The sequence below is a fragment of the Candidatus Villigracilis proximus genome (genome assembly GCF_016717045.1).
GTDB classification, from domain to species: Bacteria; Chloroflexota; Anaerolineae; order Anaerolineales; family Villigracilaceae; genus Villigracilis; species Villigracilis proximus.
Genome location: NZ_JADJUO010000004.1, coordinates 358,104 through 382,942 on the forward strand (window position 1 = coordinate 358,104; position 24,839 = coordinate 382,942).

Sequence of the window (24,839 nt, forward strand, 5' to 3'; positions counted from 1 at the left end):
TCCGTATCTCTAATCTCTGCTCTACGCCAATCCCTTGCTCTTCAACAGCTCGACGATCTTCTTCGCCACTTCCTTCGACGAACCTTCGATCATCTCGGCATGACCTGTCACCACGGGCGGAGCCATCTTCTTGAATGTCAATCCCGAACTGACATCACCCGATGGCGCAACCTTGTCAATTGTTGCGGTCTGCGCTACCTGACGGACTTTGCTCACGGGTGCATAACGCGGCGGCTTGGTGGATGCTTGCACACCGACAACCATCGGCAAACTGACGGAATACTTCGCACCAACTCCGCCAGCAAATTCCTTGTTAATCGTGGCTGAGTCGCCCGCCACTTCCACCGAACTGACTCCGCCGATATATGGCATATCAAGATGTGCCGCAATCATCGGTCCGATTTGACCATCGAGGTCGTTTGAAGCCTGCACGCCCGCGAAGACAATATTTGGCGACATGCCTTTGATCGCTTCCGACAGCCATTTGGCTTGCATGATGTGAATCGGCAGCAGGGTCATCACCTGTTATTTTCACGGCTTTGTCCGCGCCTTTGGCAAGCGCCAAATGGAGAACCCCATCGAGTTCCCCGATCATATCCACCCCGACCACGGTCACCGTCCCACCGACGGCTTCCTTCACCAGTACCGCCTGCTCAATGGATTGCTCATCGAATTCGTTGAGCACGAAATCCACCGAGTCAAAGTCCACGTTATTGCCTTTGACAGGCAGGTCATCGGCAGTGCTGGGGATGTGTTTTATTGCTACACTATGTTCATTAAGTCTCCTGTGTTTCGGTTGGTTCAGATTGGTAAGTTGCAAGCTGGTAAGTTACAGGGACTCTCAACCTTTAACTTCAACCCATTACTATTCACCCCTCATCGACCTATCCAACAACTCCAAAATATCCAGCACATCCACATGCTCATTGCCCGTGGATTTGACCGCATCGGTGAAGCGTGAGACTTCAAACGGGCAAGCCACTGCCAGCACATTCGCGCCCGTTGACGCGGCTTCCATCGCGCGTTTTTCGGAGAGACGCATGGTGGTGTGCTTGGCGGTGAAGGAGTCCATCCACATGCCGCCGCCACCGCCGCCGCAGCAATAACCGTTCTCGCGGTTGCGCTGCATTTCAACCAACTCCACGCCAGGGATGGCTTCGAGCAGTTTGCGTGGCGCTTCGTATTCGCCGTTGTGACGTCCGAGATAGCATGGGTCGTGATAGGTAATTTTTTTATTGACTGGATGTTTGAGCAACGGTTTGAGTTGGTCAAGATAACGCGCAAGGAAAGTGGAGTAATGAACGACGGGGCGTTCAAAGCCATACTTCGGGTACACGTTCTTGAAGGCATTCAACTCATGCGGACCTGTGACGACCATTTCGTCCCATTCATATTTATTGAAAGTCTCGATGTTGCTGCTCGGTCATCATCTCAAAGAGACCCTTTTCTCCAGCCAGGCGCTGGGAGTCGGCGTCATCTTTTTCTTCTTTGCCGAGGATGGCAAAATCAATGCCGAGAGCGGTGAAGATTCGAGCCGCCGCAGCCGCCGCGTCAATGCCGCGCGGGTGGTAGGACGGATACGAGCCGACATACCAAAGCACGCTCACTTTGCGACCCAAATCTTTGATGATCGGCACAGGCACGCCCGCGGACTGGATCCACGCGTCGCGTTTGCGCTGAGGTTGTCCGAGCGGGTTGCCGCTCTTGGCGGTGTTCTCGAATGCCTGTTGTAATTCCGCAGGAACAAATTTGCCTTGCAGAATTGCCTCTTCGCGGGCGGCAGGCATGATCTTGATCATGTCCACTTCTTTGGGACAGACGCGCAGGCAGTTCTTGCAGGTTGTGCAGAGCCAAAGTTCGGGCGCTTCGGTTAAGTCCATGCCCGTTTGGGCGTAGCGATACAACTTGCGCGGGCCGTAATTGCCGACAATATCCACCGGACAGACGGAGACGCACTTGGCACACTGATAGCAGTTGGCAAATGATTCCGCGTTTGGCAGGTCTGCGATCTTTTCGATCAGTTCGGGCGTGTATTCGGTGATCACACGCTGTTCGAACATGCGGTTCCAGTGACCGGAAATATCCACGCCGTCTACTACGGCATGTTCTTTTTCTACTGCTTTTACTTTTTCAAACTTAGGTGCCATGAAGGATGGTCTCCTAGTTCGTGGTAATTGGTAAGTAGTAATTGGAGATTAGAGATTGAATACTCAATTACTAATCTCTAATTACTAATCTCTAATTTCTAACTTTCGCTCTTCTTCAATCCGAGTAACCGTCTTGCCATGTTTGGCAAAGTAGGCAATAAGTTATTGAACTCGCGGCTCAATCTCCAGCTTGTTGTGCCGAAAAGATAGACGTTATACGCACATGCCAGAAATGCGCTGTTGGCGAAGGGCGCTCTTTTTTCATCGCTGATCAACTCGTCTGTCCATAAGCCTGTGCCTTCGGCAAATTTCATGCTCATGGCTGTGACTGAACCGACTCTTGCATATCCATCGGCAAAATTTTCTGCGAGCAGGTTGTGCGTGCTGCCAGCAAGTAATGGAAGAATGCCAGTGGCTGTTGTTGGATCCCACAACCAGCGCGTCCACAACCAGTGATCTTTGGGAGAGGTATGATGTAAAAGACCAGTGGCAAGTTCCATTGCAAGGCGTGTATCAAGTGCGTTCAGTTTTTCAACGAATATCGCCACGCGGACAGGTGCTGGCGCTTCTCCATTCAGCAGTTCGTTGAAAATTTTATAATCACCTTGTGCAAAATAATTTGTCAATGCACGTGCATTCACTTTCGTGTGAGTGACAGCGGCAGCGACGTCAGCGAAGGAGGATGTCAACGAGACTGGATCAGCTTTCAGATTAAGAAAGAGGCGTTCATGTCGAGCTGATAATTCGTCAGCGATGGAAATCACATCATCCGCAGAAACTTGAGAGAGCGCTTCTTCCAGCGTCTCCTGCAGAACGGGATCGTCGGGCCCCGTTCTTTGTTTGAGGATGTGACTTGGCTGTTGCGGTTGCATTACGCCATTACTTTGCGGACGGATGCGACTGCGCGCGCGGCGGCGAGGCCGGCTTGTGCAATGGAGTCATCGAGGTCGGAGGGGCCGGATGCCGCACCCGCAACGAAGATGCCTTCGCGAGATGTTGCAACGGGGTCGAGGCCGCCAGCACCGCCCGATTCGATGAAGCCGTATTTGTTTTGCTGAATGCCCATGAGCTGCGCCACGGCACGCGTGCCCGCGCTCGGCTCCATGCCCACCGAAAGCACAACCATATCCATGGTCACTTCCATCGGGCGGCTCATGGTGGTGTCTTCGCCGCGGATCAAAAGTTTGTCGCCTTTTTTGAGCACTTCGCTGACGAGACCTTTTACATAATTGACTTTATATTTTTCCTGCGCAGGCCAGTAGATTTCATTTTCCCAATAGCCGTACATGCGCATGTCAATATAAAAGATCATCACTTTTGAATCGGGGATTTGTTCGCGCAACTCAATGGCTTGTTTGCTGGCGATGCCGCAGCAAACCTTCGAACAATATTCATTTCCAATTTGGCGGTCACGCGAACCCACACATTGAATGAACGCGATCTTCTTCGGCGTTTCGGCGTTCGATGGGCGCACCACATTGTGTTCCTTCAACATCTTTTCGAGATCGGTCAATGTGATCACATCAGGAAAAGAATAGTAGTTGTAGTATTGTGTAGCGCGGCCTGGATCAAAATGCTGAAAGCCCGTGGCGACGATGACCGCGCCCGCTTCGATGGATTCGGCTGCGCCGCCCGCTTCGATCTTAACGGTGAAGTTGCCAGCGCTCCCGGAAATTTCCCTTCACTTCGGCACTGTACTTCACTTCCACACTTTTGCTGTTGGTAACAGCTTGGGCCATTTCGGCCATGGCTTCAGATGCGTCGCGCCAGTGATGAGTCAACTTGGCATAGCCTTCGCGGTCAGGTGTGCCGCCGAGACGTTCACGCTTTTCGATGAGAATGGCTTCCCCGCCGAGTTCAGCCACGCAACGCGCCGCCTCAAGCCCTGATGGCCCACCGCCGATGATCAATACTTTTCCAGATGTCATGTTTCCTCCGAGTGTTGCGTGATTGGTAAATAGTAATTGGAGATTAGAGATTTTTTATTCAATCAACCAATTACTAATTACTAATTACTTTTCTTATTTCGCCGTCAAATTGACCGGCTTATCTGCGTCTTCCCAGGTGATGCCAGATTTTGTACCCGCGCGGATCTGGTCGAGATCGCCCTGAAATTCATCCCAATATTTCTGCCAGTTGACGCCAAGCTTATCGAGGAAGGGGCGCCAGTCTGTGGAATGCCAGTGGAATTGGATCACACGGAAAGGATGGGCTCCCATGGAAAGGGCGGCAACTTGTGCGTCGGAAAGAACCGGGATGCCCACTTTGCGGTCGTGTGCTTTGGCGGCGAACTGACTCTTATCCAATGATGTGACACAGCCTGTATCGTGTGTGACGGTTAAGTCAGGGTTGACTTCGTTCTTCATGGTTTCGATCTTGCGCAAAACGGAGAAAGAACGGGTGAAGTCACGCTGTACCAAAACATGGCGGAAGCCAAATCCACAGCAATCGAACCATGTGGAATAGTCCGCGACGTTCACGCCGATGGTTTCGAGCATGGCTGTCACAACGGCTGTGCGCTGTCCGCCGTAGATATCGGGGTCATAGATCGCGTCTTCAGCGACGATCTTGTAATAGTGACAGGCTGGGTGGACGGTGGCGGTGATCATGCTCATGTCGAGAGTTTGCCGTTCGGCAATTCGGTCGCGCATGACGTGAACCCATTCACTGTAATGGACGATCTCTTCGGGAATGACAAGCGGTTTGCCCATCTTGCCCAGAATACGGCGGACTTCGTCACGCAGTTCCTTGTGATGTACAAGCTGCTCACGAATCTCTTTGTAATGTCCATAACTTGTGCCGCAATGGATCAACGGGAAGTATCCAGTCTCATACGCGGCAGCGAAATTACGCGCCATCACCGAGGCTTGTCCAGCCGCGTTGGATGCGGCGGATGCGTAGTAATTCCAGCCCGTGCAGGAGGTTTGGTCGGTGGGGTCGAGATAGTCCAAACCAAACTGACGGTGAAGCCAGAGGATGGATGATGCGTAGCCGGGGATATGTCCGCAGTGTCCGCAGGATTTGTGATGCCATGTATGTTCAATGGGAATCTTTTTCTTGCGGCCATATTTTGTGGTCATTTCCACATACGGCTCAGGGACTCTCTGAACGATGATCTCGCCTTTGGCTTCGAGTTCAAACAAAAGGTCGTGCATGTCATCCGTCTTCGCAACGGATGCGTCACGAACAACAGGGTGAGATTTTCGTTCAAGGATCTGTTCAACGGTGGTTAAGTGTTCAGTCATATCGATTCTCCAATAGGGAAGTAATTGGCGAATGCAGAAGTCAAAGGTAATTACTTGCTTTCTCAATCACCAATTACTATTTCCTTTGCTACCCCTCCTCTAACTCTTCCTGCATAACTTCGGTCAACAGATCGTACAAGGCTTCGTCGAGTTCCTTGATGATGTCCATGTTGCCCGATTCAAACCAGATGGTATAAAGTTCGAGCAGGGTCTTGCGGTCCACACGCCAGGCCGCGTCGGTGACTCCGCGGATCGAGTCCATGGGAATGGCTTTGCGCCAGATCTGCATGTTCGCGCTGAATTCTCCAACCCACGGGCCCCAGTCTGGGAAGAAATCAGGCTGGAGCATATCCGGCGAAACTTGATTGCCTTTGAGCATGACTTTGTAGATCACGCGGCTGTAGCCTTGCAGAGCGTCTTTTGTTTCCTGCAAACCATTCTTGAGTGAGACTTCGCGCAGGATGGTGACCAATCCGCCGGGGTTATTTTGCCGTGGACAGCGCACACACGAGAAGCATTGCGCGCAGTTCCAAATATCCTCGGCGAGGATGTCGTACACGCGCTCAACATCTTCACGCGCCATGGCCTGTGCGATCACACGCGGGCTGTAATCATAAAAACGCGCAGAGGGGCAAGTAGCGACACAAATGCCGCATTCGTAACATCCATAAAGGAAGTCACTAAAGCGGATATCATTTTTGACTTCAAGGAAAAGGCGTTCCTTTTCTTCATAAGTCACTTCAGGGTGACGGTTTTCCGCTTTGCCTGGATTCCAGTTTTCGATTGTCGTAGGCATTGGAAACTCCTGAAAAACAATTAAACACGAAGGTCACAAAGGAGCACTAAGGAAGATCTTTTAAACCTTTGTGTACTTAGTGTCCTTTGTGCTTTAAAAAGCAATTACCGCGTCAGCCGTGCAAGCCAGATCGTTGAACGCTGCGCCGCCGATCATCTCCACACCTTCGATCATATCGTCCATGGTGTAGCCATGCAGGTCAAGGGAAGGCTGGCAGACGAGCAGACGCACGCCCATGTCCAGAGCCTGATCGATGAAATACTTCAACTCTTTTCCATCCCCGCCCTTGCGCGGAATAATGATCTTGGTGCCATTATCTTTTGCAACGCATTGCGGGCCATTCATCGTGAAATAAATGAGGACTTCATTATCCATGGCTGCACCTGCAGTGGCGAGGAAAAAGGGTGTTGCAGTACGTTCGGGGTCTTTCTCCCCATGAGTTTGAACGTACAAAATTTTCCTGGTATCAGGATTGTTCGTTTTCCACATAACTGCCCTCCGAATTGAAATTTAGCAGAGATACAAGAAAAACAAGCAGATAGGCTTTCGTGTTTACCTATCTACTTGTTTTACAGTTTTACAAAATTACACAAACAGCGAAACATCCGCCTCAGAAGCAAACTCAAGGAAAGTTGCGGCACCGCCGATCTCGCATTCCTTGATGAATTCCTCGCGCTTGAAACCAAAGACATCCATTGTCATCTGGCAGCCGATCATGCGCACATCCATATCCACACAAGCTTGACGCAGTTCTTCAACAGAAGCAACGCCTTTATTTTCAAAGGTCTGCTTCATCAAACCAGTGGCAACATTTTCAAAGCCGGGCATATTTGCCATCAAAATATTTGGCATGGGCCAGTTGATGTTCTGAAAACTTTCAGGGCCAAATGGCATTTTCATCGGCATGGCAGGGTTGCCCAATGCAGAGACATGAATATCCAGTTTCGGCTTGAGCAGGGTCAGCCCGTAGAAAGTAAAGAAAATGCCAACTTCCCAGCCCATGGCGCCAGCCGCACTGGCAAGAATAAATGGAGGGTAAGCCCAGTCGAGAGTCCCTTTGCTGGCGATCAGCGCCAGTCTTTTTGGAGCGTTCGGATCAGATTTTGACATATGTACCTCTTTTATTAAAAGTAGAAGGAAAGATTGCTTTATTTCTTTTTGAGGAAGAAGACGAACTTTCCGCCTTCTGTTGTGGAGAGCAGTAGTTCATTGCCAGTCTGACGGCTCCATGCTTCCATGTCTGGGGGGGCGCCAGGGTCGGTAGCAACCATTTTCAAAACCTGTCCCGATTGAAGTTCTTTCATCGCCTTGGATGTTTTCACCACAGGCACAGGACAAAGCATTCCAGAGCAATCCAACACTTGATCTTCTTTAATAACGTCTGTCATCACTGCCTCCTTTGAACTGTAATATGATACCGATCTGACGCGTACTTGACCATCCCGCACACAGGGGATTTCATCTCCCCCGCGCGGGGAGATGTTCGATTATTCAGATATAATCACATTCTTGAAAATTTCAAACCCCAGGTCTCAGCCGACATGATCAAAAGTATTAAATCCATTTTTCATACAAACCGCATTTTTTTATTTCTTGTCGTTTTTCGCTGGGCTTCACTGTTCCCCGCTCTTTTAACATTGAATCAAAATAAGGGCGTTTTATCTCCCTGGATCGTTCTACTCATTGCAATTTTTGTTAATATAATTATTTCCATTTTCAACCGCCGCCTGAATCAACTTGTTTTGGATTATTCCCAAACAATGAGCATTGACCTGCTCTTCTCCGCGTTCATTCTTACCGTTAGCGGCGGCACACACAGCCCATATTACCTTTATGCCCTCAGCCCATTATTGGCGGGGGCATTTTTCTTTCAAGCGCGCGGAGCATTGTTGACCTCCCTGATATTTACGCCGTTATATTTGTTTAGTAATTATTTCCACCCCATACAAGTCTCAGATAATATTGCATTAATGACACAGCTCGCGGGGATTTGGTTGTTCCCGATCCTCTTTGCCTATCCATCTACATTGCTCAAAGATATTAATCGGGCGCGCGAAGATCTATCCAACGCGCGGGATGAACTTTCTCAAAAGCATGAACATCTCTCAACCGCGCACCGTCAACTGGAGATCATCCACGACCTCACCGTATTGCTGCAAGCCGCGCCAGATCTCATCTCTGTGCAGGAACGTGTGCTTGGCGCAGTCACAACCGATCTCGGGTTTTCAAAAGCAGTGGTCGCATTGGTTGATCCTTCACGCGAGGAACTCGGCGGCTGGCTGGTGTACCCTGCCGAAGAATCATTTCCAAAAACGCAGGCGCTCCCGTTGAAATCCGAGAACGGACAAATATTCAAAGCGCTGCTCAACCGTACTGTTTTCAAAACAAATGGGGAGACCCTTGTAAAAAATACCGATCTCAATAACTGGCTCAATCAAAATAAGTGGTTCGTACTTCCGCTTTATTTGAGGGAACACCCCGTCGGCATTTTACTCGTCGAAGAATCTGGACTCACCAACGAGCGTGAGAGTACCCTGATGACGGTTGCGAATCAAGCCGCGCTGGCGCTTGGTACCACCATCCTGTGCATTGACCGCGCCCGAAGCCTTGCCGTCGAAACCGAGCGCAACCGCATTGCGCGTGACATCCACGATACCGTCGCGCAATCGCTCTTCGGCATTGTCTACTCGTTGGACGCCTGCATCACCATGCTCCCCCATCAAGCCGCGGATGTGAAAACTGAGCTCATGGAATTACGCTCCCTCGCCAACAGCGCTCATGAAGAAGTGCGCCGCTCCATCTTTGACCTGTGGCCGTCCGCATTGACCATAGAACTATTCATGGCAGATCTGACGAACTACATCAATAGCTGCTGCCGCCCACGGACGTTTAATATTATCTTCAACAATAGTGGCGACTTCAATTCGCTGTCCTCTGGATTACGAAGGACGATCTATCGCATGGCGCAGGAAGCATTGGCAAATTCTGCCCGTCATTCAGGCGAAAATCTGGCACGACTCTCATTAAATGTTACTGAAGATCAGGTGCTATTAAATATTTCGGACGAAGGCAGAGGCTTCGATCCTTTCATCGCATTGTCGCGCAGCGTCAACCGCGAGCATTTTGGACGGCACGGTATGCAGGAACGCGCGCGTTCGTTGGGCGGCGATTGCGAGATACTCAGTCAGCCTGGATCTGGCGCGCGTATTATCATCCACCTGCCAATTATTGGACATCACCATGCCTGAACCGATTCGAATCCTCATCGTTGACGACCATGCTGTAGTCCGCAAAGGGTTGGCAATGGTCCTTCGTCTGGAACCAGATATCGAGGTGGTTGGTGAAGCGGAAAATGGACGAGTTGGTTTGAAAGCGGCAAAATCCCTGATCCCAGAAATTGTGCTCGTTGACCTCATCATGCCTGAAATGGATGGGCAGGAGATGGCGCTCGCGCTACGAAAATCAAATCCCAGAATAAAAATAATGATGTTAACTGGAACCGCAGTAGATGATCGCGTTTTCGATTTGGTTGCTGCGGGCATTGAAGGCTACGTGCTTAAGCATATCGAACCTGCTGAATTGGTGCGTGCCATTCATGCGGTGGTGCATGGTGAAGCATATCTTCATCCTGATGTGATGAAAAAAATTGTCGGCAAAATGCAGCCGCAGCATACACCGTCAATCTCGTTGACGCCGCGCGAACATGAAGTGCTCGAATGGATGGCAACGCCAAATACCTATCGCCAGATCGCTCTGCAATTAAGCGTAAGCGAAGAAACGATTCGAAGTCATGCAAAAAACATTCTTGAAAAAATGAAACAACCCAACCGCGCACAAGCCGTGCTCGCGGCAATGAGGTTGGGGGTGATCGAAGTTAAGTAGCAGGGATTTGTACGGTGTGTAAATATTTTTCCATCTACTCATAACGCCGCCATGTACCTGAAAATTATAACTGACGCCAACACCGAAGCATACACTTACACCCGCGACCCGATCCCCGCCAAATCCAGCGATACGATTCCCCATTGGAACAGATGATTGTGAAAATTCCAATTGAGTAAGTGTGAAAGCAAGTAATTTTTTTAAGATAGATACGATTCGCGTCTGTCTCATTTATAACTTGAGTGGGGTTATATGAGTGAGACAGACATGTGCATGTGTACCGCATCTTGCAGCGACTGGTAGCTGATCCTGCGGAAGCAGAAGATCTTGCGCTGGAAACTTTTCTGCGGCTGTATCAGCGCCTTCCGATTGAAGAGAAAGATTTTCAACTGGGCGGCTGGTTGTATCGGGTTGCGACCAATCTCGGGCTGCGTTCGATTCGCAGTTTCAAACGCCGCGAGCATTACGAAATAACCGCAGGAAAATATGCTCTCGATGATGCGCCCGAAACCCGTCCGACAGAAATGTTTGCGCAAAAAGAGGAATCCGCGCTTGCCCGTCAGGCGCTCGCGCAGATGAACGAACGTCAATCCCAGCTTTTGGTCTTGCGTTATTCAGGTCTGCCTTACAAAGAAATTGCCAGCGCTCTTCATCTCTCGCCAACCTCCATCGGACCGTTGCTGCTGAGAGCCGAACGCGAATTTGAAGCCTGTTATCGGGCGCTTGCCCAGGAGGAAGAATGAAACAACATTTGACCGAAGGAGAACTGCGCGCTGCTCTCGATGGCGAGTTGGATCGCGACCAACTTCAGCATCTTGAATCATGCGCCGAATGTCTAACGCGCCAGATTCAAATACAGGCGGAATATCTTCGCGCTGCAAAGCGGTTGGCGTTTCTCGCTCCAGATAATGAACCTGTTCCATCCGTCAAAACCGCCTGGGGCAAATCCCCTCATCATTTATTAAAACAAAAGGAGACTTCCATGTTCAAAAAGTTTTTCGCATTTCCCGTCGTGCGCGTTGGCGCAGTTGCCATTCTCGCGCTCGCCATGTTGATGGCATTCCCGACCACCCGCGCCCTTGCGAGTGAGTTGTTGAACCTGTTCCGTGTTCAACAGGTTGCCGTCCTGCCGATTGATATGTCCGGTATGGAATCATTGACCGGCAACGAAGCTCGGCAACAAAATGAGCGAACTCATGTCCGACTCAACTAAGATCATAAAAGAAGCGGCTGAACCCGTGACCGTTGCAAATGCTTCCGAAGCCAGCGAAGCCGCCGGGTTTGATGTGCGTCTACCAAAAGATATGACCACTTCTACCATCATGGTTTCCGACTCGTCTGCCTTCACCATTAATATTGACCGCGCAAAAATACAGGCTTTACTCGATGAAGCCGGACGCAGCGATCTTGTTCTTCCTGAAACGATGGATGGCGCGGAAATCTCAATGAACATCCCTGCCTCAGTCAGCGCCACATTTGGAACCTGCCCGGAATTCAATGCTGACAGCAATGAATTTAACGGAGAATATTCAAGCGGGATGAATGCCCGCTACACAGATTGTCTCGTCTTCGGACAAATCCCTAGTCCCGTCGTTCAAGCCCCTGCCGATGTGAATATGGCGGAACTTGCCCAGCTCGCTCTCGAATTTTCAGGCATGAGCCGCGAAGAAGCTGCCGCGCTCGCAGATACTGTGGACTGGACTTCCACCCTCGTGGTACCGCTCCCGCGTGATGCCGCCACTTATTCCGATGTCAGCGTGGATGGTGTGACCGGTTCCCTTATTCAAAGCGATTCGGAATACGCTCCGCAGTTTGCATTGTTATGGGTCAAGGATGGTGTTGTGTACTTCATCAGTGGATCAGGCGCAGATGCCTCGCGCGCATTTGACCTCGTCAACGCATTGCCGTAAAAATTTATAAAGACCTGACAGGTCTCTCCAGAACCTTAATCGACCAATGCGAATTTGATTCACAGAATCCGAATGGACTCGTTACAAATTGAAACCTGTCAGGTCTGAAACAAAATATGACAACCGTTATCAAAACAGAAAACCTCAGAAAAGAATTTGGCAAATATGCCGCCGTAAAAGGCCTCACCCTGCAAGTGGAGCAGGGTGAGGTATTCGGATTTCTCGGACCAAACGGCGCAGGAAAAACCACTTCCATTAAGATGCTGCTTGGGCTGGTGACTCCGACCTCTGGAACTGGATCGCTGCTCGGCGCACCGCTTGGAGATCGTACTGCGCTCGCGCGGATCGGATTTCTTCCCGAACATTTCCGCTTTCAAGAATGGTTGACCGCCCACGAGTTTCTTCAATTGCATGGCGAATTATTAGGCATGGACTCGCGCAACTTAAATCTCCGCCGTGATGAATTGCTCGAACAAGTGGGGCTTTCAGATTTTCGTTATAAACAACTGCGTACATTTTCCAAAGGCATGTTGCAGCGTGTCGGACTTGCGCAAGCCTTGCTAAACCGTCCTGCTCTGGTATTCCTCGATGAACCAACATCGGGACTCGATCCCGTCGGGCGCAGACTCGTGCGCGACATCATCCACGAACTGCGCGCGCAAGGCACGAGTGTCTTTCTCAACTCACATTTACTCAGCGAGATCGAAGTGACCTGCAACCGCGTAAAAAGATCTGGATCATCGCCCGCATGACCTTCCGTGAAAATGTTCGGAAAAGAATCGTATTGACCGGTCTGGCGCTTGGCTTGATATTTCTAGCAGTCTTCACTATCGGATTCCGCATGGTGTATATCAACGGGCTTAATGGAGTGGATAGACCGAACGAAATGCTCTCCCGTATGATCGTGACCGAAGCGACAAATATGCTGCTATTGGCAGGCTTGTATGCAGTCACATTTCTTTCCGCTGCGATGGGTGCGTTGCTCGGCGCAGATACATTATCTGGCGAGATCAACTCCGGTACGATTCAAACCATTGTCACAAAACCTGTACGCCGTTCTGATGTTGTGCTCGGCAAGTGGCTCGGCTTTGCGATCTTGCTGGGGCTATATTCCCTGCTCATGTCGGGCGGGACTGTACTCAGCATTTGGACTCAATCAGGGTACGTGCCGCCCAATGTCTTGAAAGGGTTATCGCTGATCTATCTTGAATCTGTACTCATTATGACCCTCTCACTTTTTTGCTCCAGTTTTATGTCCGGACTTGCAACTGGTGGGGTGGTGTTTGGCTTATATGGGTTGGCATTCATCGGCGGCTGGGTCGAGCAGATCGGTGTGGCAATTCAAAATCAAACTGTAGTGCAGGTGGGGATCATCACCAGTTTGATCATTCCCAGCGAATCACTCTGGCGGCGCGCTTCTTTTGAAATGCAGTCTCCCGTCTCTGCGGCGCTGGGATTCTCGCCCTTTAGTTCGACCTCTGTGCCCAGTCCATTGATGTTGGGATATGCGGTGATCTATTTGATAATTATATTGATGGCTGCTGTCAGTACATTCAAGCATCGCGATCTATAAAATATTTATTTCAAAACATCTCTTCATAGGAAATCTAATGTCTCGCGTATCGATTAATCAACCAGCCCCTGATTTCAGTTTATCTGATTTTTCTGGCAAAACTTTTCATCTCAGAAATTTTATTGGCGGTAAAAATATACTGCTTATTTTTAATCGGACATTTGTTTGACCGTTCTGCCAAAAACATATGGCGCAGTTGCGTCAGGACTATTCAAAATTTACTGCCTATGATGTTGAAATCGTAGTTGTGGGACCTGAAGGTGTCAAAACTTTTGCCAAATATTGGCAATCGGCGCTTCTGTATGCTCAGTTATTTTTTACTTCAACTCTTGCCGTAATTTCTCAGCAACTGTACGCAGGGACTTGATGCGTGCAAAATATTTATCGTTGGCTTCCACCAATGTCCAGGGAGAATCGGGCGTGCTTGTCTTCAGCAGCATCTCCTCTGCAACAGCGATGTAATCCTCCCATTTGCCGCGGTTGCGCCAATCTTCATCGGTGATCTTCCAGGTCTTGTAGTTTGTCCGTACGCGTTCGCGAAAGCGACGTAGCTGCTCCTGCTTGCTGATATGCATCCAGAATTTAAAAATGATTGTGCCAAAATCTGTGAGTTGGCGCTCGAACTGATTGATCTCGCTATAGGCGCGCCGCCAATCTTCCTCGGTACAATATCCTTCAAGGCGCTCAACCAATACCCGTCCATACCAGGAACGATCAAAGATGGCAATCTGTCCCTGCTCGGGCAATCGCCGCCAAAAACGATAAAGGTAGTGACGCTCTTTATCCTCACCCGACGGTGCGGAGATCGGCCAGACAACATAGCCGCGCGGATCGATGCGTTCGGTCAGACGCTTGATCGTGCCACCCTTGCCTGACGCATCCATACCCTCAAAGACGATCACCACAGGGCGTTTCTGTGCGTAGATTTGAAAGGCCAGCTCATGCAACTCAGCCTGTAAAACCTTGAGCTGATTATCGTATTCATCACGTTCAGTTGCCTGTGTAAGATCAAGACGCTCAAGCATTGACGGCTCCTTTCATTTCTTTTGTTGCACGGCGGTGTTTGGCTTTGGCCTTCGAAGATGAGGGCAACCCAAGGCGCGCTTCAAGCGAAGCGATGATTGTTTCAAACACCTTGATGCGCATGTAATAACGATCGGTTGCTTCGACGATAGTCCAGGGCGCGTGAGGCGAATCGGTACGCGCGATCATATCTTCAACAAAGCCCGCATATTTTTCGTAGCGCTTGTTTTGCAGTACATCTTCTTCTCCCACCTGCCAGGCTGTCAATTTGTCTTTACGCAATTTCTTGATGCGCTTATGCTGATCTGCTTCGCCGATGTGCAGCCAGAATTTTAATATTACCGTCCCATCTGCTGACAACATCTCTTCAAACTCGGCGATGTCATGGTACGCGGCGCGTAACTCTTCCTTCTTGATTGTTTTATTTAAGCGATCGATCAACACCCTGCGATACCACGATGTATCAAACGCAACCACTTGTCCGCGTGCAGGAATCTTGAGCCAAAAGCGCCACATCCATGGATAGCGCAGTTCGGCGGTGCGTGGCGGTGTGATCGGAACAACACGAAAGCCGCGCGGATCCAATCGCTCCGCAAGTAAACTGATCAAACGTCCCTTGCCAGTAGCTGCCCACCCCTCGAAAAGAATCATGACCGGAATCTGTGCATCGAAGACTGCATGTTCCAGTTCATAGAGACGTTGTTGCAGCGGCCTTAATCGTTTTTTATACTCTTCTTGCTGCATAGCCAAATCAAGATTGACATATTCAAGCATGGCGAACTCCATTTTGTTGGTTTGATAATTTGATTATGACTGCATCAATGAGTCTATTGGTATAGTCACAATCGGTAATCGGCAATTTGGAAGAGCAGAAATATATATAAGTATCTCCACCGCGTGCAAAGTGGATACTTTTACTTTTGAAAATTAAGGCAACATTTCTACTTTGGACTAACAACCATTGCAGACGGATCTCGATCTTGTGAAGGAAGCCATCATTTAGACTCTAGCCGCTCGTCCCACACGTCTTAAGTCACGATATCCCCACCAAACCTGCCAGACACGAAGCGCGGCTTCTGATTGAATTCGGAATGAAATCTTTGATTTCCCAAATTTTCGGTCTGGAAAATAAATGGGGGTCTCTTCAATCTTAAAATCAAGGCAATAGGCAAGGTATGCCATTTCAACTTGAAAAACATATCCACTGGATTGAATACGCTCCAAAGGCATCTGAAGTAAGGTTTCGCGCCGCCACATGCGATATCCGGTGGTCACATCATGTAGAGGCAGCTTTAATATGGCACGAGAATAAAAATTCCCAAAAGCTGAAAGACTCTTGCGCCACATCGGCCAGCGTTCGTCGACTGAGCCGCCCGGTATATAGCGTGAGCCAAGCACGAGATCGTTGGATTCAATCAACGCAGCCATGGTTACAAGTACTGAAGGGTCGTGGGAAAAATCTGCATCCATTTGGACGATGGCTTGTGCATTACTCTCCATGACCCGTTGAAAGCCGTTCAAATACGCTGAACGCAAGCCCATTTTCCCTGGACGATGTAAAACGCTTACACGCTCCGGATACTTGGCTGCAAAGTCGTCTGCAATACGTCCGGTACCATCGGGGCTATTGTCATCAACAACCAGCAGGCGCAGATCAAGGGGAAGCGAAAATAAAGCGGAGACCAGCTTTGGCAGGTTCTCCGCTTCGTTATAAGTTGGTGTAACGACTGTAATACGCAAACAAACTCCTATTTTTAAGACGCACCAACTCCGCTTTGGCCTGATCTACTGTTGAAAATTGACCTTTGAATGTGGAAATTTCTGCCAACTTTGTATTTAGACGGTCCACGCGCTTTGCCATTTGTTCCCGATCTTTGATCGGATAGAAATATTCCATGGATTGGGCAAGCCGGGAGCGAAGTTTTTCACCAAGTGCTGCAAGATTGGAAGGGGGAAGAACAATAATAAAATCTGTTCCAGTAAGATGGCCGAGAAAATCCTCGGGGCGGCTGACTTCACGCATTGTATTTACGATCATCAAACTGATTGCACGCAAGACATCGTCAGACGCAACAAAACCATATGCTTCACGGAAAGAATCCATATTTTCGATGGAAACAAATAAGACAGCCGAATTACTCTCTTTGTTCAGTATTTCAGAAAGTCTTTCGTCCACCAGCGCGCCTTCAGGCAAACCAGTGACCGGATTGGTCAACGAACCCTGACTTAAACGTTTTAGCGCATTGCGAACCCGCAGACGTAACTCCTGCACATCAAAAGGCTTGGTGATGTAATCATCTGCGCCAATTTCCAGGCCTTGCAGGCGGTCTGAACGATCACGTTTCTCAGTTAAAAAGATGATTGGGATTTCAGATGTGCGGCGGTCACTGCGTAAGCGACGGGCGACTTCGTAGCCATCAATATCGGGCAAACGAATATCGAGAATAACAAGATCAGGGTGAACGGTTTGACAGGAACGCACACCGTCCTCTCCCCAGTTTACGGTGAAAACTTCATAGCCTTGAACGCGAAAATAGGCGTTCAGCATTTCAGCCACGTCAAGGTCGTCTTCAATGATGAGTATTTTTGACTTGATGTCTGTCACGCCAGACCTTCGCTATGTTTATGAAATTGGTTCTTTTTGAACGATGAATTCACAAACGGTATCACCAAGTGCGATACATTTGGATTCGTTTACACGGAATTCATTACCGCCGGAAACCCATTTCAAGCTTTCCTGCAATAAACCGGTGGCGACGAAACAAACGGGTTTGTCTGCGCCTGTGCGTCCCCAGCAGCATGGGCACTTGTGGATGGTCCATACCCATTCTGTATCTTTTTCTTCCACAGTGGTTTGCTGATCACTCAACTGGGAGAAGATCTTGGCAAAGGACGGCAGACCAATTCTCAGTTTGGATTGAAGCGGGAGCACCACAAAGGCCAAATCCGCCGCACCAGCCAACGCTCCAAAATTCCGCAGTGCATCAGAAAAAGTGGCGCGTCCGGCACGAAGAGCCAAACCACGCCCGCCGCGCGGACCATACATTTCTTCCAACGCAGAACCGATCGCAGAAAGTTCTGCAAAATCAAAACCCTTGTCGAGATTGTCGGGAGGATAATTTTCGATGTAATGATTCAAACCTGCTAAATTCAAAATGGCGTTCAAACCATTCTTACCCATCACTTCTTCCAACGACTTGATGGTAATCATGCCAAATTTATTCGGGTAATACAAACCAGCTTTTTGAAGGGGGCTCATAACAACTCCACTAAATCAACTTCGCCAAATCTTCGGCGGCGCGACGCATATCAAGGAAGATAAGACCAAGTTTGGCCTGCTCGCGTGCCAGTGCGGTAAGAACAGCTTCATCACCGACCGACATTAACAAAACATATCCTTTTAAACCCTTGATGTAAACCTGCTCAAGGGAACCGCGTCCTAATTCACCTGCAATGCGCTCGCCTAATGAAAGCATGGCGGCAGACATGGCAGAAACACGATCTTCTTCCACACCCTGAGGAAGAGCAGACGCGATACTAAGGCCATCCACGCTGACAACTGCTGATGCTTCAATGTCAGGCGATGATGCCTGTAATTCACGCAAGCGATCCACCATTTGTTGAGTACGATTTTTTGACAAACCAGCCCTCCTGAGGGATGTTGAACGCCTGATCAATATCTTACATAGGCGCTTATTTCATTTCGTGTACTATTTTAGATTATGGCTTTCAATGTGTCAAGTTCGGCATCTTATAGTTTGCAAAATAGTAAGCCGCCCGCGTGCTATAATTCTTGGCATGAAAAGAATCACAACGCTATTTTTTATTTTCTATATCCTATCATCCACACCACAAGCTGCATATGCACAGGAGCCGACTCCGTTTGCAGAGCCCGATAGCGGCGGTGTGATATGCGAGCCGGGTATTTATTTGTCGGCCCCGGATGATTGCCTGCCCTGGGGGCCTTCTTCCTATTTGACCGACCTCGCACGCCTTGGCATTACAGTTCCCCACGCCCCCTGCCCGCTTCAAAACCCGACCTAAGTCTGACTCAGCTTCCATATAGTTACTTCCACCTTGACGATGATTATGTGCCAATTTATAGCAGCGCAGGTGAAAAGGGGGCCGGTGGACAACAGTTTCCGCCTGGCTTTGTTTATATTTCATATATTGATCGCGTAGACCTAAACGGCATCTACTATCTCATGCAAAATGGCGGATGGGTACCCGGCAAAGGGGCGCGTGTTGGTGAAATATCAAATTTTCAAGGACTTGAATTTTCTGCAACACCGCGTACATCTTTCGGTTGGACTTTTGAGCAGATTCCAGTATTACAAGCTCCCGGCTATGGCGCAAGCGAAACCGGACAGCAAATATATCCATTTGAAACCGTCAGTATTTATGATACGCAAATTGTTGACAATGAAGAATGGTATCTGATTGGTCCCAACCAATGGCTGGAAGGCCGCAAAGTGGCACGTATCATCATAAATACAGCAATACCAGCGGGTGTCACTACTAATCGCTGGATTGATGTAGACCTTGCCGAACAAACCCTGGCAGTGTATGAAAACAATCAGCTTGTTTTTGCAACTGTCATCGCCAGTGGACTCGAACCTTTCTGGACGCGCCCCGGGGACGTTTCAGATCTATCAGAAAAAAGAAACTGAGACGATGCGTAATAATGATCCCGCTGATTTCTATTATTTAGATAACGTGCCGTGGACAATGTACTTCGATGGCGCGCGCGCTTTACATGGCGCCTACTGGCGCACACGTTTTGGTTACCCACAATCACACGGATGTATAAATTTATCTGTAGGCGATTCACATTGGATTTTTAATTGGGCAGTAGAAGGGGATTGGGTATATATACATGACCGTACTGGAAAGACGCCAACAGATCCAGCACTTTACACTGGTGGTGCGTATTGACATTACTGTATCACCATGATAAACTATCGACCGCTCAGCAATTGGTCCCGTGGTGTAGTGGCTAACATGCGGCCCTGTCAAGGCCGAGATCGCGGGTTCGAGACCCGTCGGGACCGCCTCTCTGATAACGTGTTTTTTGCGAAGGCTCTGATTATTTCATGGAGCAAATAAGAATGATCAACCTTCGTAAAAGCCGTTTCCTCTCCCCCATAATACAAAATATAATGCCAGATCTTGCAGAGTTTATGACTACCCAGGAAGCCGCCAGAAAAATGGGCTTTACTGCTATGTCTGTTCGTCATTTGGTTTACAAGAAAAAATTGAAGGCATCCGATTTGGGCGTGCTTTGCTAATACCGAAAAAGGCAGTGGAAGAATATATCGAAAAGACAAAAGGCATGAGCAAAAACGATCCTAGACGAAGCCTGAAATAAAAGCATTGGCCACTTGACCAATGCTTTTATTAGTTTTATACTGATACTGTCAGAGTTTCAGTAACAAGCCCTTACAGAGGGCTTATTTTTTAGACCTTACTGATACTCTCAAAATATCAGAACTTTAAAAACAGAATAACCGTTGATCGTATACTGCGTGAATTAAAGCGCAGGAGTGATGATGCGGTGAGGGTGCGCAGGGACAAACGCGCAAAGACAACAAGAAGATGTTTTTTTTAAATAAAAGAGCCGTCATCCCGGGCATGGGATGACGGCTTACTACAAGAGAGGCACGAGCGAAGGATATCGTTTATGCCTTTTTTGATTCTACTACACGAGAGGTCGTGATGAAATCAAACATACTTGAAAGAGCATTTGGCTGGTTATCCGATACGATCAACGGCGGAGAACGTGCGATGCTGGATGCTTTATCAGCCGTTGTACCATATACAACGGCAAGTATCCCCGCCTATCTGACGTTTACACATACGCGCGACAATATGAATTTCCCAGACGGGATCGCGATGTTGGCGGCTTTCACTGTTGAGGTGCTTGGAGTGACAGCAGTATCTACGGCGATTCGTTTTTGGCAATGGAATAAGAACCACAAGAACGAAAACGAGAAGGCACCTTTTGTGCTGGCAGTTGGGACATATACTTTCTACATTGTGATCACTTTGTCTGTAAATGTGATTTTGGAAGTGTATACGAAAACGCGTGCCCCGGCAGTGATTTGGGCCATAGGTTTATTTAGTTTGTTATCTTTCCCATCAGGTGTATTGATCTCAATCCGCGCACAGTTTGGGGAAATGCTGGAGGACAAGCGCGAGAAGGCGGAGCAACGCAAGGCGGAGCGCAAAGGACAGCGCGTGCCGACCGCGCCCAGGTTGGTTTACAACCAAGATACGCAGATGCCAAAGCTCACGGAGGTAGACCGTAAAAACGGTGAGACATTTCAATAATTTCACGGGGATTCGCCGACCTAAAATCCGGCGGCTATGTGCGTGTGGATGCGGAAGATATTTCACGACCACCCACCCAACCAAGATGCATGTAAACGGTGCGCATCGAGTAGCAAAATTCAGGCGGATGTAACGACACGTGCACGAGTGAACAGGATTAATTCGTGTGCATTAAAGATTTACTTTGATGGTGCTTCAGTGTGATTGAAGCACCGTTTTAATTGAAAATCTGACTGTTTTTTTCCCGGTATTTGTGACGTTAATTTTCCCCAAAATTCCTTTACTTGCCTTATACTAAATAAATCAGCCCCGCGGCAGCAACCACGAGGCTTTCAAATAGACAACGCGATCGAAGCGCGTGTCGATAGGGAGATATTAACACACATCCTACCGTCTACGCAAATCGCGTGGACGGTTTTTGTTATCAGGAAAAATCACATCAATGCTGTCGACCTTATTCCTAAGCGTTGCAGACGCTGTCATCTCATACACTATTGAGCAACTCGACCCAGTCAAGAGTCTCAAGACTTGGCTGAAGCGCGATCTTGCTACAATGGCATTCCAAAAAGCATTGGCACGTGCGTATGCCGCATTTGCACGTCAACATCCTGAATATGCTGCGTCTCTATTTGATCAATCTTTCCTAAGTAAAGCAGCCGTTCCCGAAATTTCAAAGTTATTGATTCGTACCCAGCACCCAGATCCGGCATTGCTGGCGCAAGCATGGGGCGAGTCGATTGGCTTTGACACCCACTCCGATTTTTGCAAACGAGCCACCAAACCTGCATCAGACTTCTTACTCTGGCTTGAAGCCGAACTCAAAACCGAGCAAGCCTTTCAAGCCTTATTCGACTCGCGCGCATTGGACAGCCTGCCAAGACTCGAAGCTGAGATCGAAAAGCTGACAAAAGAGCTCACTCGCGGACTTGAAACCGCGTTGAAGATCGCAAGCGAATACGAAAAAATCATGTTCAAAATTGAAGGGGATATCAAAGACTCGAATGTCATCCTTGGCGATGGCAATCAAATCAGCGTCTCAAATATCTACAACACTTATTACACAGGCTCTTTTGACAAGCTGAACGATTTTTATGTCCCGCCTGATGGGGTGTTTCAGCGTGTGCGGGTGGACGAATTCGTCGGTCGTGACTGGCTGACTGCGAAAGTGGATGCCTTCCTCAATGACCCAAGCCGCAAATCAGGCGCATTCCTATTGATCGGAGATGCCGGCGTGGGCAAGACTTCCTTCATGGCAGATCTGGTAAAGGAAAGAAGATATCTTCATCTCTTTGCTGAGCAGGTTGCTGGGGACGCAAACTTGCAGCGCGCTTTACAGTCATTAGGTTCGCAGCTTGTGACGCATTATCAGATCGATCCATACAAAGACCGCGATACGTTGACCCAGCTCGCTGTCTTTCCCGATTTCCTTGAACGGCTGTTGCGACTTGCCGCAAGCACGTTGACCAACGGCGAGAAGATCGTCATCGTATGCGACGCGCTTGACGAAGCAGGGACTTTCCCCGAAGGCAATGTTTTCGGCTTGCCAAATGTACTGCCTGATGGCGTGTACTTCATCCTCTCACAAAGACCAGTCAATACCAAACTGCCAAACTTTGAAGCACTGAATGTGAAACTCGAAGCTCAGGGTGCGGATAATCTTCTAGATATGCAAACCTATTTGAGTGCGGTTGCGCAGCGCTCCGAAGTTGCGATGCAGATCCGCTCAAAGGAATATTCCGAAGCATTCTTCATCCAGACTTTGAAAGAAAAAAGCCTCGGTGTATGGATGTATTTACACTACATCATTAAGGAGATTGAGAATGGATCGCGCGCACCACTTGACCTTGAAAACTTACCTACGGGGTTGATTGGATATTACGCTGATTATTGGGATGATTGGCGCTATGGACGCAGGGGAAGGGGAAAAGGGGAAGAAACTTGGAACAACTTATATGTACCCCTATTAACTACACTCGCCGCATCGCAGGAATCAATTACAGTTGAGCAATTGATTGAATGGACAAACGTAAGTGCTACACCGCGTGAAGTAACTCCTTATTAAATCAATCATGGCGTTCATTCATTACCGAAAAGCCAGTTGGAAAGAGTAAGGTCTACTCACCATACCATCTAAGTTTTCGTGACTTCATCACTGGCAAAGTAAATTTCGACAAACTGGATCCCAGACGGGAAAACTTGGTGCGGGATCTTGCCGAGCAAACGACAGAAGCACACAGGCACATAGTGACTGCCTTTGAAGAAGAATGTATGGGCGAATGGGAAAAACTGGTCGAGCAGGATTATCCCCGTTTGTACCTTAGTGCACACCTTGCAGGTGCAGGGGAATATAAAAAACTACTCAATATGCTTACGGAAGGGGACGAACACATCAAGTGGGCAGAGAGAAGATACAAAAAAGAAGAAACATATGCAGGGTATATAAATGATTTGACTCATGTTTGGGAGTATGCCGAGTGCAAGCAGGACTATATGCTGGCTGTTCGATGCATGTTGATTGAGAACAGCATTCACTCTTTAGCGACTAATATCCCGCCTGAGTTATTGGCTGAGCTGGCAAACACAGGATTATGGAGTTACGCTCGATGCCTATCTATAATCCGGCAGAAATCAGATACTATCGATCAGGTAGAATCTCTAATGTTGATCATACCTGATTTACCACCTTCATTGTCACAGGAGGCATTTACTATTGCACAAAAAATCAAGGATGTATCAGGACGTGCAACCTCAATAGTTGCTCTTCTGCCTTGCCTAAGCAGTGAGTTCAAAGCGGTAGCAATTCAGGATATATTTTTTTCTGTGTGCGAGATCGAAAGTGAATATGAACGTGCTAACGCCTTGTCAGATATCGCACGACATCTTAATGAAGAGCTCAAAACACAAGCGATAGTTGTTGCGCGTAAAATTCAAGATAAATATATGCGGACTAGCGCCTTATCAGGCATAGTGCCACATCTGAATGAGGAATTAAAAGCAGAAATTCTCCAGGAAATACTCTCTACTGCGCATGAAATCGAATCTGAAACAAACCGCGCCAACATACTGAAGCGTCTTCCCCCACACTTTAACAACAAAATAAAAGAACATGCACTTTCCATTATCCTGGAAATCAATCATGAATATGCCCGTGCCAGCGTCCTAGCTGATTTCGCGCCATATCTTACCGACAAACTAAGAACACAAGTTCTTTCTGTCGCACAGGAAATGATATCTGTTTCTAATCGCGCGCCTGTCTTGCTTGCTCTTGCTCCTCACCTTGCAGAAGAACTTAAGACAAAAGTGCTTCAAGAGCTATTTTCTGAAATACGAAAAAGTAAAGATGAACGAATTAGTGCCTTATCTTCTCTTACTCCATACATCACCAATGAATTAAAACCACAAGTGTATAAAGAGTCGTTTGCTGCTACGAAAGAAATGAAAGATGAATATGCTCGTGCAAGAGCTATGTCTGCTCTCGCATTGCACTTTGATGGGGAGGAAAAACTATTAGCACTTCAAGAAGCACTTATGGCTGCTCAAAGCATCAAGGCACTACCTACTCGCGTTAGCGCTTTAACAGCACTAGTTCCTTACCTCAGCGAAGAAATAAAAATACAAGTCATTCAAGAAGCACTGAGTGCTGTAAGAAAGATTCACGATGAAGTCTCACAAGCGTATGCTCTTTCGGAAATCGCGCCATATCTAGGCGAGGACGTGAAAGCACAAGTTCTGCAAGAAGTGCTCTCTGCGGCACAAAGCAGCGAATTTGAATATGAAGGCGATCGCGCTCGAGCAATTGCCATTCTTGCGCCACATTTCAGTGGGGAAAATCGGCTACTGGTACTTCAAGAAGCATTATCTACCGCACATAAAGTTGAAAAGAGACGTGTCTCTCTTGCTTATACCTTGTTTACTCTCGCTTCATATGTTGGG

The 24,839-nt window shown here is 48.4% G+C and carries 31 protein-coding genes, 1 tRNA gene and 1 pseudogene; 15 read left to right on the forward strand and 18 right to left on the reverse strand.

The window, feature by feature from the left end; translation table 11 throughout:
- Positions 1–21 precede the first annotated feature (21 nt).
- The 12 genes from IPL71_RS06155 to IPL71_RS06210 all read right to left on the reverse strand — a co-directional run bounded on the left by IPL71_RS06155 (position 22) and on the right by IPL71_RS06210 (position 7,576).
- Complete coding sequence (locus IPL71_RS06155; protein ID WP_345319934.1) at positions 22–459, reverse strand: electron transfer flavoprotein subunit beta/FixA family protein; 438 nt, start codon at positions 457–459, stop codon at positions 22–24.
- On the reverse strand, positions 374–820 hold the full coding sequence (locus IPL71_RS06160; RefSeq protein WP_345319860.1) for a hypothetical protein: 447 nt from the start codon (positions 818–820) through the stop codon (positions 374–376). Before IPL71_RS06160 ends, IPL71_RS06155 begins: the two co-directional genes overlap by 86 nt.
- Positions 821–865: 45 nt before the next feature.
- On the reverse strand, positions 866–1,378 hold the full coding sequence (locus IPL71_RS06165; protein ID WP_345319862.1) for a (Fe-S)-binding protein: 513 nt from the start codon (positions 1,376–1,378) through the stop codon (positions 866–868).
- A 16-nt stretch (positions 1,379–1,394) separates the two neighbouring features.
- Positions 1,395–2,147, reverse strand: coding sequence for a 4Fe-4S dicluster domain-containing protein (locus IPL71_RS06170; RefSeq protein WP_345319864.1), 753 nt, complete (start codon positions 2,145–2,147; stop codon positions 1,395–1,397).
- A 98-nt stretch (positions 2,148–2,245) separates the two neighbouring features.
- Complete coding sequence (locus IPL71_RS06175; protein ID WP_345319866.1) at positions 2,246–3,019, reverse strand: hypothetical protein; 774 nt, start codon at positions 3,017–3,019, stop codon at positions 2,246–2,248.
- Complete coding sequence (locus tag IPL71_RS06180; protein ID WP_345319868.1) at positions 3,019–3,660, reverse strand: hypothetical protein; 642 nt, start codon at positions 3,658–3,660, stop codon at positions 3,019–3,021. The genes IPL71_RS06175 and IPL71_RS06180 overlap by 1 nt, the downstream gene beginning before the upstream one ends.
- A gap of 130 nt (positions 3,661–3,790) precedes the next feature.
- Complete coding sequence (locus tag IPL71_RS06185; RefSeq protein ID WP_345319870.1) at positions 3,791–4,075, reverse strand: FAD-dependent oxidoreductase; 285 nt, start codon at positions 4,073–4,075, stop codon at positions 3,791–3,793.
- A gap of 93 nt (positions 4,076–4,168) precedes the next feature.
- Positions 4,169–5,392: a heterodisulfide reductase-related iron-sulfur binding cluster gene (locus IPL71_RS06190; protein WP_345319872.1), complete on the reverse strand. Its 1,224-nt coding sequence runs from the start codon at positions 5,390–5,392 to the stop codon at positions 4,169–4,171.
- Positions 5,393–5,480: 88 nt separating this feature from the next.
- Positions 5,481–6,188, reverse strand: a complete 708-nt coding sequence (locus IPL71_RS06195) for a 4Fe-4S dicluster domain-containing protein (protein WP_345319874.1) — start codon at positions 6,186–6,188, stop codon at positions 5,481–5,483.
- A gap of 93 nt (positions 6,189–6,281) precedes the next feature.
- A complete protein-coding gene (locus tag IPL71_RS06200) occupies positions 6,282–6,641 on the reverse strand; it encodes a DsrE family protein (RefSeq protein WP_345319876.1) in 360 nt (119 codons plus the stop codon).
- A gap of 132 nt (positions 6,642–6,773) precedes the next feature.
- Complete coding sequence (gene dsrE2, locus IPL71_RS06205; RefSeq protein WP_345319878.1) at positions 6,774–7,298, reverse strand: sulfur carrier protein DsrE2; 525 nt, start codon at positions 7,296–7,298, stop codon at positions 6,774–6,776.
- A 38-nt stretch (positions 7,299–7,336) separates the two neighbouring features.
- On the reverse strand, positions 7,337–7,576 hold the full coding sequence (locus IPL71_RS06210) for a sulfurtransferase TusA family protein (protein ID WP_345319880.1): 240 nt from the start codon (positions 7,574–7,576) through the stop codon (positions 7,337–7,339).
- 153 nt (positions 7,577–7,729) lie between these two features.
- Between IPL71_RS06210 and IPL71_RS06215 the strand changes: the two genes are divergently transcribed.
- The 7 genes from IPL71_RS06215 (at position 7,730) to IPL71_RS06245 (ending at position 13,553) form a co-directional block, all read left to right on the forward strand.
- Complete coding sequence (locus IPL71_RS06215; protein WP_345319882.1) at positions 7,730–9,436, forward strand: sensor histidine kinase; 1,707 nt, start codon at positions 7,730–7,732, stop codon at positions 9,434–9,436.
- Complete coding sequence (locus IPL71_RS06220) at positions 9,429–10,070, forward strand: response regulator (protein WP_345319884.1); 642 nt, start codon at positions 9,429–9,431, stop codon at positions 10,068–10,070. Before IPL71_RS06215 ends, IPL71_RS06220 begins: the two co-directional genes overlap by 8 nt.
- 275 nt (positions 10,071–10,345) lie before the next feature.
- Positions 10,346–10,813, forward strand: coding sequence for a sigma-70 family RNA polymerase sigma factor (locus IPL71_RS06225; RefSeq protein ID WP_345319886.1), 468 nt, complete (start codon positions 10,346–10,348; stop codon positions 10,811–10,813).
- Positions 10,810–11,283 carry an anti-sigma factor family protein gene (locus tag IPL71_RS06230; RefSeq protein WP_345319888.1) on the forward strand — a complete coding sequence of 158 codons (474 nt, stop codon included), beginning with the start codon at positions 10,810–10,812 and terminating at the stop codon, positions 11,281–11,283. Before IPL71_RS06225 ends, IPL71_RS06230 begins: the two co-directional genes overlap by 4 nt.
- Entirely contained in the window at positions 11,267–11,980 is a 714-nt protein-coding gene (locus tag IPL71_RS06235; RefSeq protein WP_345319890.1) for a hypothetical protein, read from the forward strand. The genes IPL71_RS06230 and IPL71_RS06235 overlap by 17 nt, the downstream gene beginning before the upstream one ends.
- Before the next feature lie 116 nt (positions 11,981–12,096).
- Positions 12,097–12,732, forward strand: a complete 636-nt coding sequence (locus IPL71_RS06240) for an ABC transporter ATP-binding protein (protein ID WP_345319892.1) — start codon at positions 12,097–12,099, stop codon at positions 12,730–12,732.
- On the forward strand, positions 12,729–13,553 hold the full coding sequence (locus IPL71_RS06245) for an ABC transporter permease (RefSeq protein ID WP_345319894.1): 825 nt from the start codon (positions 12,729–12,731) through the stop codon (positions 13,551–13,553). The genes IPL71_RS06240 and IPL71_RS06245 overlap by 4 nt, the downstream gene beginning before the upstream one ends.
- Positions 13,554–13,870: 317 nt before the next feature.
- Here the strand turns inward: IPL71_RS06245 and IPL71_RS06250 are convergent, their stop codons facing one another.
- The 6 genes from IPL71_RS06250 to IPL71_RS06275 form a co-directional block, all read right to left on the reverse strand.
- Positions 13,871–14,578: a polyphosphate kinase 2 family protein gene (locus IPL71_RS06250; RefSeq protein ID WP_345319896.1), complete on the reverse strand. Its 708-nt coding sequence runs from the start codon at positions 14,576–14,578 to the stop codon at positions 13,871–13,873.
- Positions 14,571–15,350 (reverse strand): polyphosphate kinase 2 family protein, encoded by a 780-nt coding sequence (locus tag IPL71_RS06255; protein WP_345319898.1) that lies wholly within the window; start codon positions 15,348–15,350, stop codon positions 14,571–14,573. Before IPL71_RS06255 ends, IPL71_RS06250 begins: the two co-directional genes overlap by 8 nt.
- A gap of 225 nt (positions 15,351–15,575) precedes the next feature.
- Positions 15,576–16,316 (reverse strand): polyprenol monophosphomannose synthase, encoded by a 741-nt coding sequence (locus IPL71_RS06260; protein ID WP_345319900.1) that lies wholly within the window; start codon positions 16,314–16,316, stop codon positions 15,576–15,578.
- The gene (locus IPL71_RS06265; protein WP_345319902.1) at positions 16,285–17,181 is read right to left on the reverse strand and encodes a GGDEF domain-containing response regulator; all 897 of its coding nucleotides are present in this window, start codon (positions 17,179–17,181) and stop codon (positions 16,285–16,287) included. The genes IPL71_RS06260 and IPL71_RS06265 overlap by 32 nt, the downstream gene beginning before the upstream one ends.
- 18 nt (positions 17,182–17,199) lie before the next feature.
- Complete coding sequence (locus IPL71_RS06270) at positions 17,200–17,835, reverse strand: V4R domain-containing protein (protein ID WP_345319904.1); 636 nt, start codon at positions 17,833–17,835, stop codon at positions 17,200–17,202.
- Between the two features lie 10 nt (positions 17,836–17,845).
- Positions 17,846–18,193 (reverse strand): roadblock/LC7 domain-containing protein, encoded by a 348-nt coding sequence (locus tag IPL71_RS06275; protein WP_345319936.1) that lies wholly within the window; start codon positions 18,191–18,193, stop codon positions 17,846–17,848.
- Positions 18,194–18,374: 181 nt separating this feature from the next.
- Between IPL71_RS06275 and IPL71_RS06280 the strand changes: the two genes are divergently transcribed.
- The 8 genes and pseudogenes from IPL71_RS06280 to IPL71_RS06310 all read left to right on the forward strand — a co-directional run.
- Entirely contained in the window at positions 18,375–18,620 is a 246-nt protein-coding gene (locus IPL71_RS06280; protein ID WP_345319906.1) for a hypothetical protein, read from the forward strand.
- 47 nt (positions 18,621–18,667) lie between these two features.
- Positions 18,668–19,246 (forward strand): L,D-transpeptidase family protein, encoded by a 579-nt coding sequence (locus tag IPL71_RS06285; protein ID WP_345319908.1) that lies wholly within the window; start codon positions 18,668–18,670, stop codon positions 19,244–19,246.
- A 4-nt stretch (positions 19,247–19,250) separates the two neighbouring features.
- A complete protein-coding gene (locus IPL71_RS25790; RefSeq protein WP_514130740.1) occupies positions 19,251–19,511 on the forward strand; it encodes a L,D-transpeptidase in 261 nt (86 codons plus the stop codon).
- A gap of 43 nt (positions 19,512–19,554) precedes the next feature.
- Positions 19,555–19,627: transfer RNA gene (locus tag IPL71_RS06290), tRNA-Asp, on the forward strand.
- A gap of 57 nt (positions 19,628–19,684) precedes the next feature.
- Positions 19,685–19,864: a hypothetical protein gene (locus tag IPL71_RS06295; protein ID WP_345319910.1), complete on the forward strand. Its 180-nt coding sequence runs from the start codon at positions 19,685–19,687 to the stop codon at positions 19,862–19,864.
- Between the two features lie 427 nt (positions 19,865–20,291).
- Complete coding sequence (locus IPL71_RS06300; protein ID WP_345319912.1) at positions 20,292–20,906, forward strand: hypothetical protein; 615 nt, start codon at positions 20,292–20,294, stop codon at positions 20,904–20,906.
- A 442-nt stretch (positions 20,907–21,348) separates the two neighbouring features.
- On the forward strand, positions 21,349–22,968 hold the full coding sequence (locus tag IPL71_RS06305; RefSeq protein WP_345319913.1) for an ATP-binding protein: 1,620 nt from the start codon (positions 21,349–21,351) through the stop codon (positions 22,966–22,968).
- 137 nt (positions 22,969–23,105) lie between these two features.
- Positions 23,106–24,839 (forward strand): annotated as a pseudogene (locus IPL71_RS06310) (hypothetical protein); the annotation flags it as partial.

Coding starts and splice junctions, on each gene's coding strand:
- IPL71_RS06175 (WP_345319866.1), bottom strand. CDS start 3,019: ATGCAACCGCAACAGCCAAGTCACATCCTCAAACAAAGAACGGGGCCC.
- IPL71_RS06195 (WP_345319874.1), bottom strand. CDS start 6,188: ATGCCTACGACAATCGAAAACTGGAATCCAGGCAAAGCGGAAAACCGT.
- IPL71_RS06155 (WP_345319934.1), bottom strand. CDS start 459: ATGTCGCCAAATATTGTCTTCGCGGGCGTGCAGGCTTCAAACGACCTC.
- IPL71_RS06190 (WP_345319872.1), bottom strand. CDS start 5,392: ATGACTGAACACTTAACCACCGTTGAACAGATCCTTGAACGAAAATCT.
- IPL71_RS06230 (WP_345319888.1), top strand. CDS start 10,810: ATGAAACAACATTTGACCGAAGGAGAACTGCGCGCTGCTCTCGATGGC.
- IPL71_RS06210 (WP_345319880.1), bottom strand. CDS start 7,576: ATGACAGACGTTATTAAAGAAGATCAAGTGTTGGATTGCTCTGGAATG.
- IPL71_RS06220 (WP_345319884.1), top strand. CDS start 9,429: ATGCCTGAACCGATTCGAATCCTCATCGTTGACGACCATGCTGTAGTC.
- dsrE2 (WP_345319878.1), bottom strand. CDS start 7,298: ATGTCAAAATCTGATCCGAACGCTCCAAAAAGACTGGCGCTGATCGCC.
- IPL71_RS06250 (WP_345319896.1), bottom strand. CDS start 14,578: ATGCTTGAGCGTCTTGATCTTACACAGGCAACTGAACGTGATGAATAC.
- IPL71_RS06295 (WP_345319910.1), top strand. CDS start 19,685: ATGATCAACCTTCGTAAAAGCCGTTTCCTCTCCCCCATAATACAAAAT.
- IPL71_RS06305 (WP_345319913.1), top strand. CDS start 21,349: ATGCTGTCGACCTTATTCCTAAGCGTTGCAGACGCTGTCATCTCATAC.
- IPL71_RS06300 (WP_345319912.1), top strand. CDS start 20,292: ATGAAATCAAACATACTTGAAAGAGCATTTGGCTGGTTATCCGATACG.
- IPL71_RS06255 (WP_345319898.1), bottom strand. CDS start 15,350: ATGCTTGAATATGTCAATCTTGATTTGGCTATGCAGCAAGAAGAGTAT.
- IPL71_RS06275 (WP_345319936.1), bottom strand. CDS start 18,193: ATGGTGGATCGCTTGCGTGAATTACAGGCATCATCGCCTGACATTGAA.
- IPL71_RS06215 (WP_345319882.1), top strand. CDS start 7,730: ATGATCAAAAGTATTAAATCCATTTTTCATACAAACCGCATTTTTTTA.
- IPL71_RS06270 (WP_345319904.1), bottom strand. CDS start 17,835: ATGAGCCCCCTTCAAAAAGCTGGTTTGTATTACCCGAATAAATTTGGC.
- IPL71_RS25790 (WP_514130740.1), top strand. CDS start 19,251: ATGCGTAATAATGATCCCGCTGATTTCTATTATTTAGATAACGTGCCG.
- IPL71_RS06240 (WP_345319892.1), top strand. CDS start 12,097: ATGACAACCGTTATCAAAACAGAAAACCTCAGAAAAGAATTTGGCAAA.
- IPL71_RS06165 (WP_345319862.1), bottom strand. CDS start 1,378: ATGGTCGTCACAGGTCCGCATGAGTTGAATGCCTTCAAGAACGTGTAC.
- IPL71_RS06170 (WP_345319864.1), bottom strand. CDS start 2,147: ATGGCACCTAAGTTTGAAAAAGTAAAAGCAGTAGAAAAAGAACATGCC.
- IPL71_RS06245 (WP_345319894.1), top strand. CDS start 12,729: ATGACCTTCCGTGAAAATGTTCGGAAAAGAATCGTATTGACCGGTCTG.
- IPL71_RS06235 (WP_345319890.1), top strand. CDS start 11,267: ATGTCCGACTCAACTAAGATCATAAAAGAAGCGGCTGAACCCGTGACC.
- IPL71_RS06185 (WP_345319870.1), bottom strand. CDS start 4,075: ATGACATCTGGAAAAGTATTGATCATCGGCGGTGGGCCATCAGGGCTT.
- IPL71_RS06280 (WP_345319906.1), top strand. CDS start 18,375: ATGAAAAGAATCACAACGCTATTTTTTATTTTCTATATCCTATCATCC.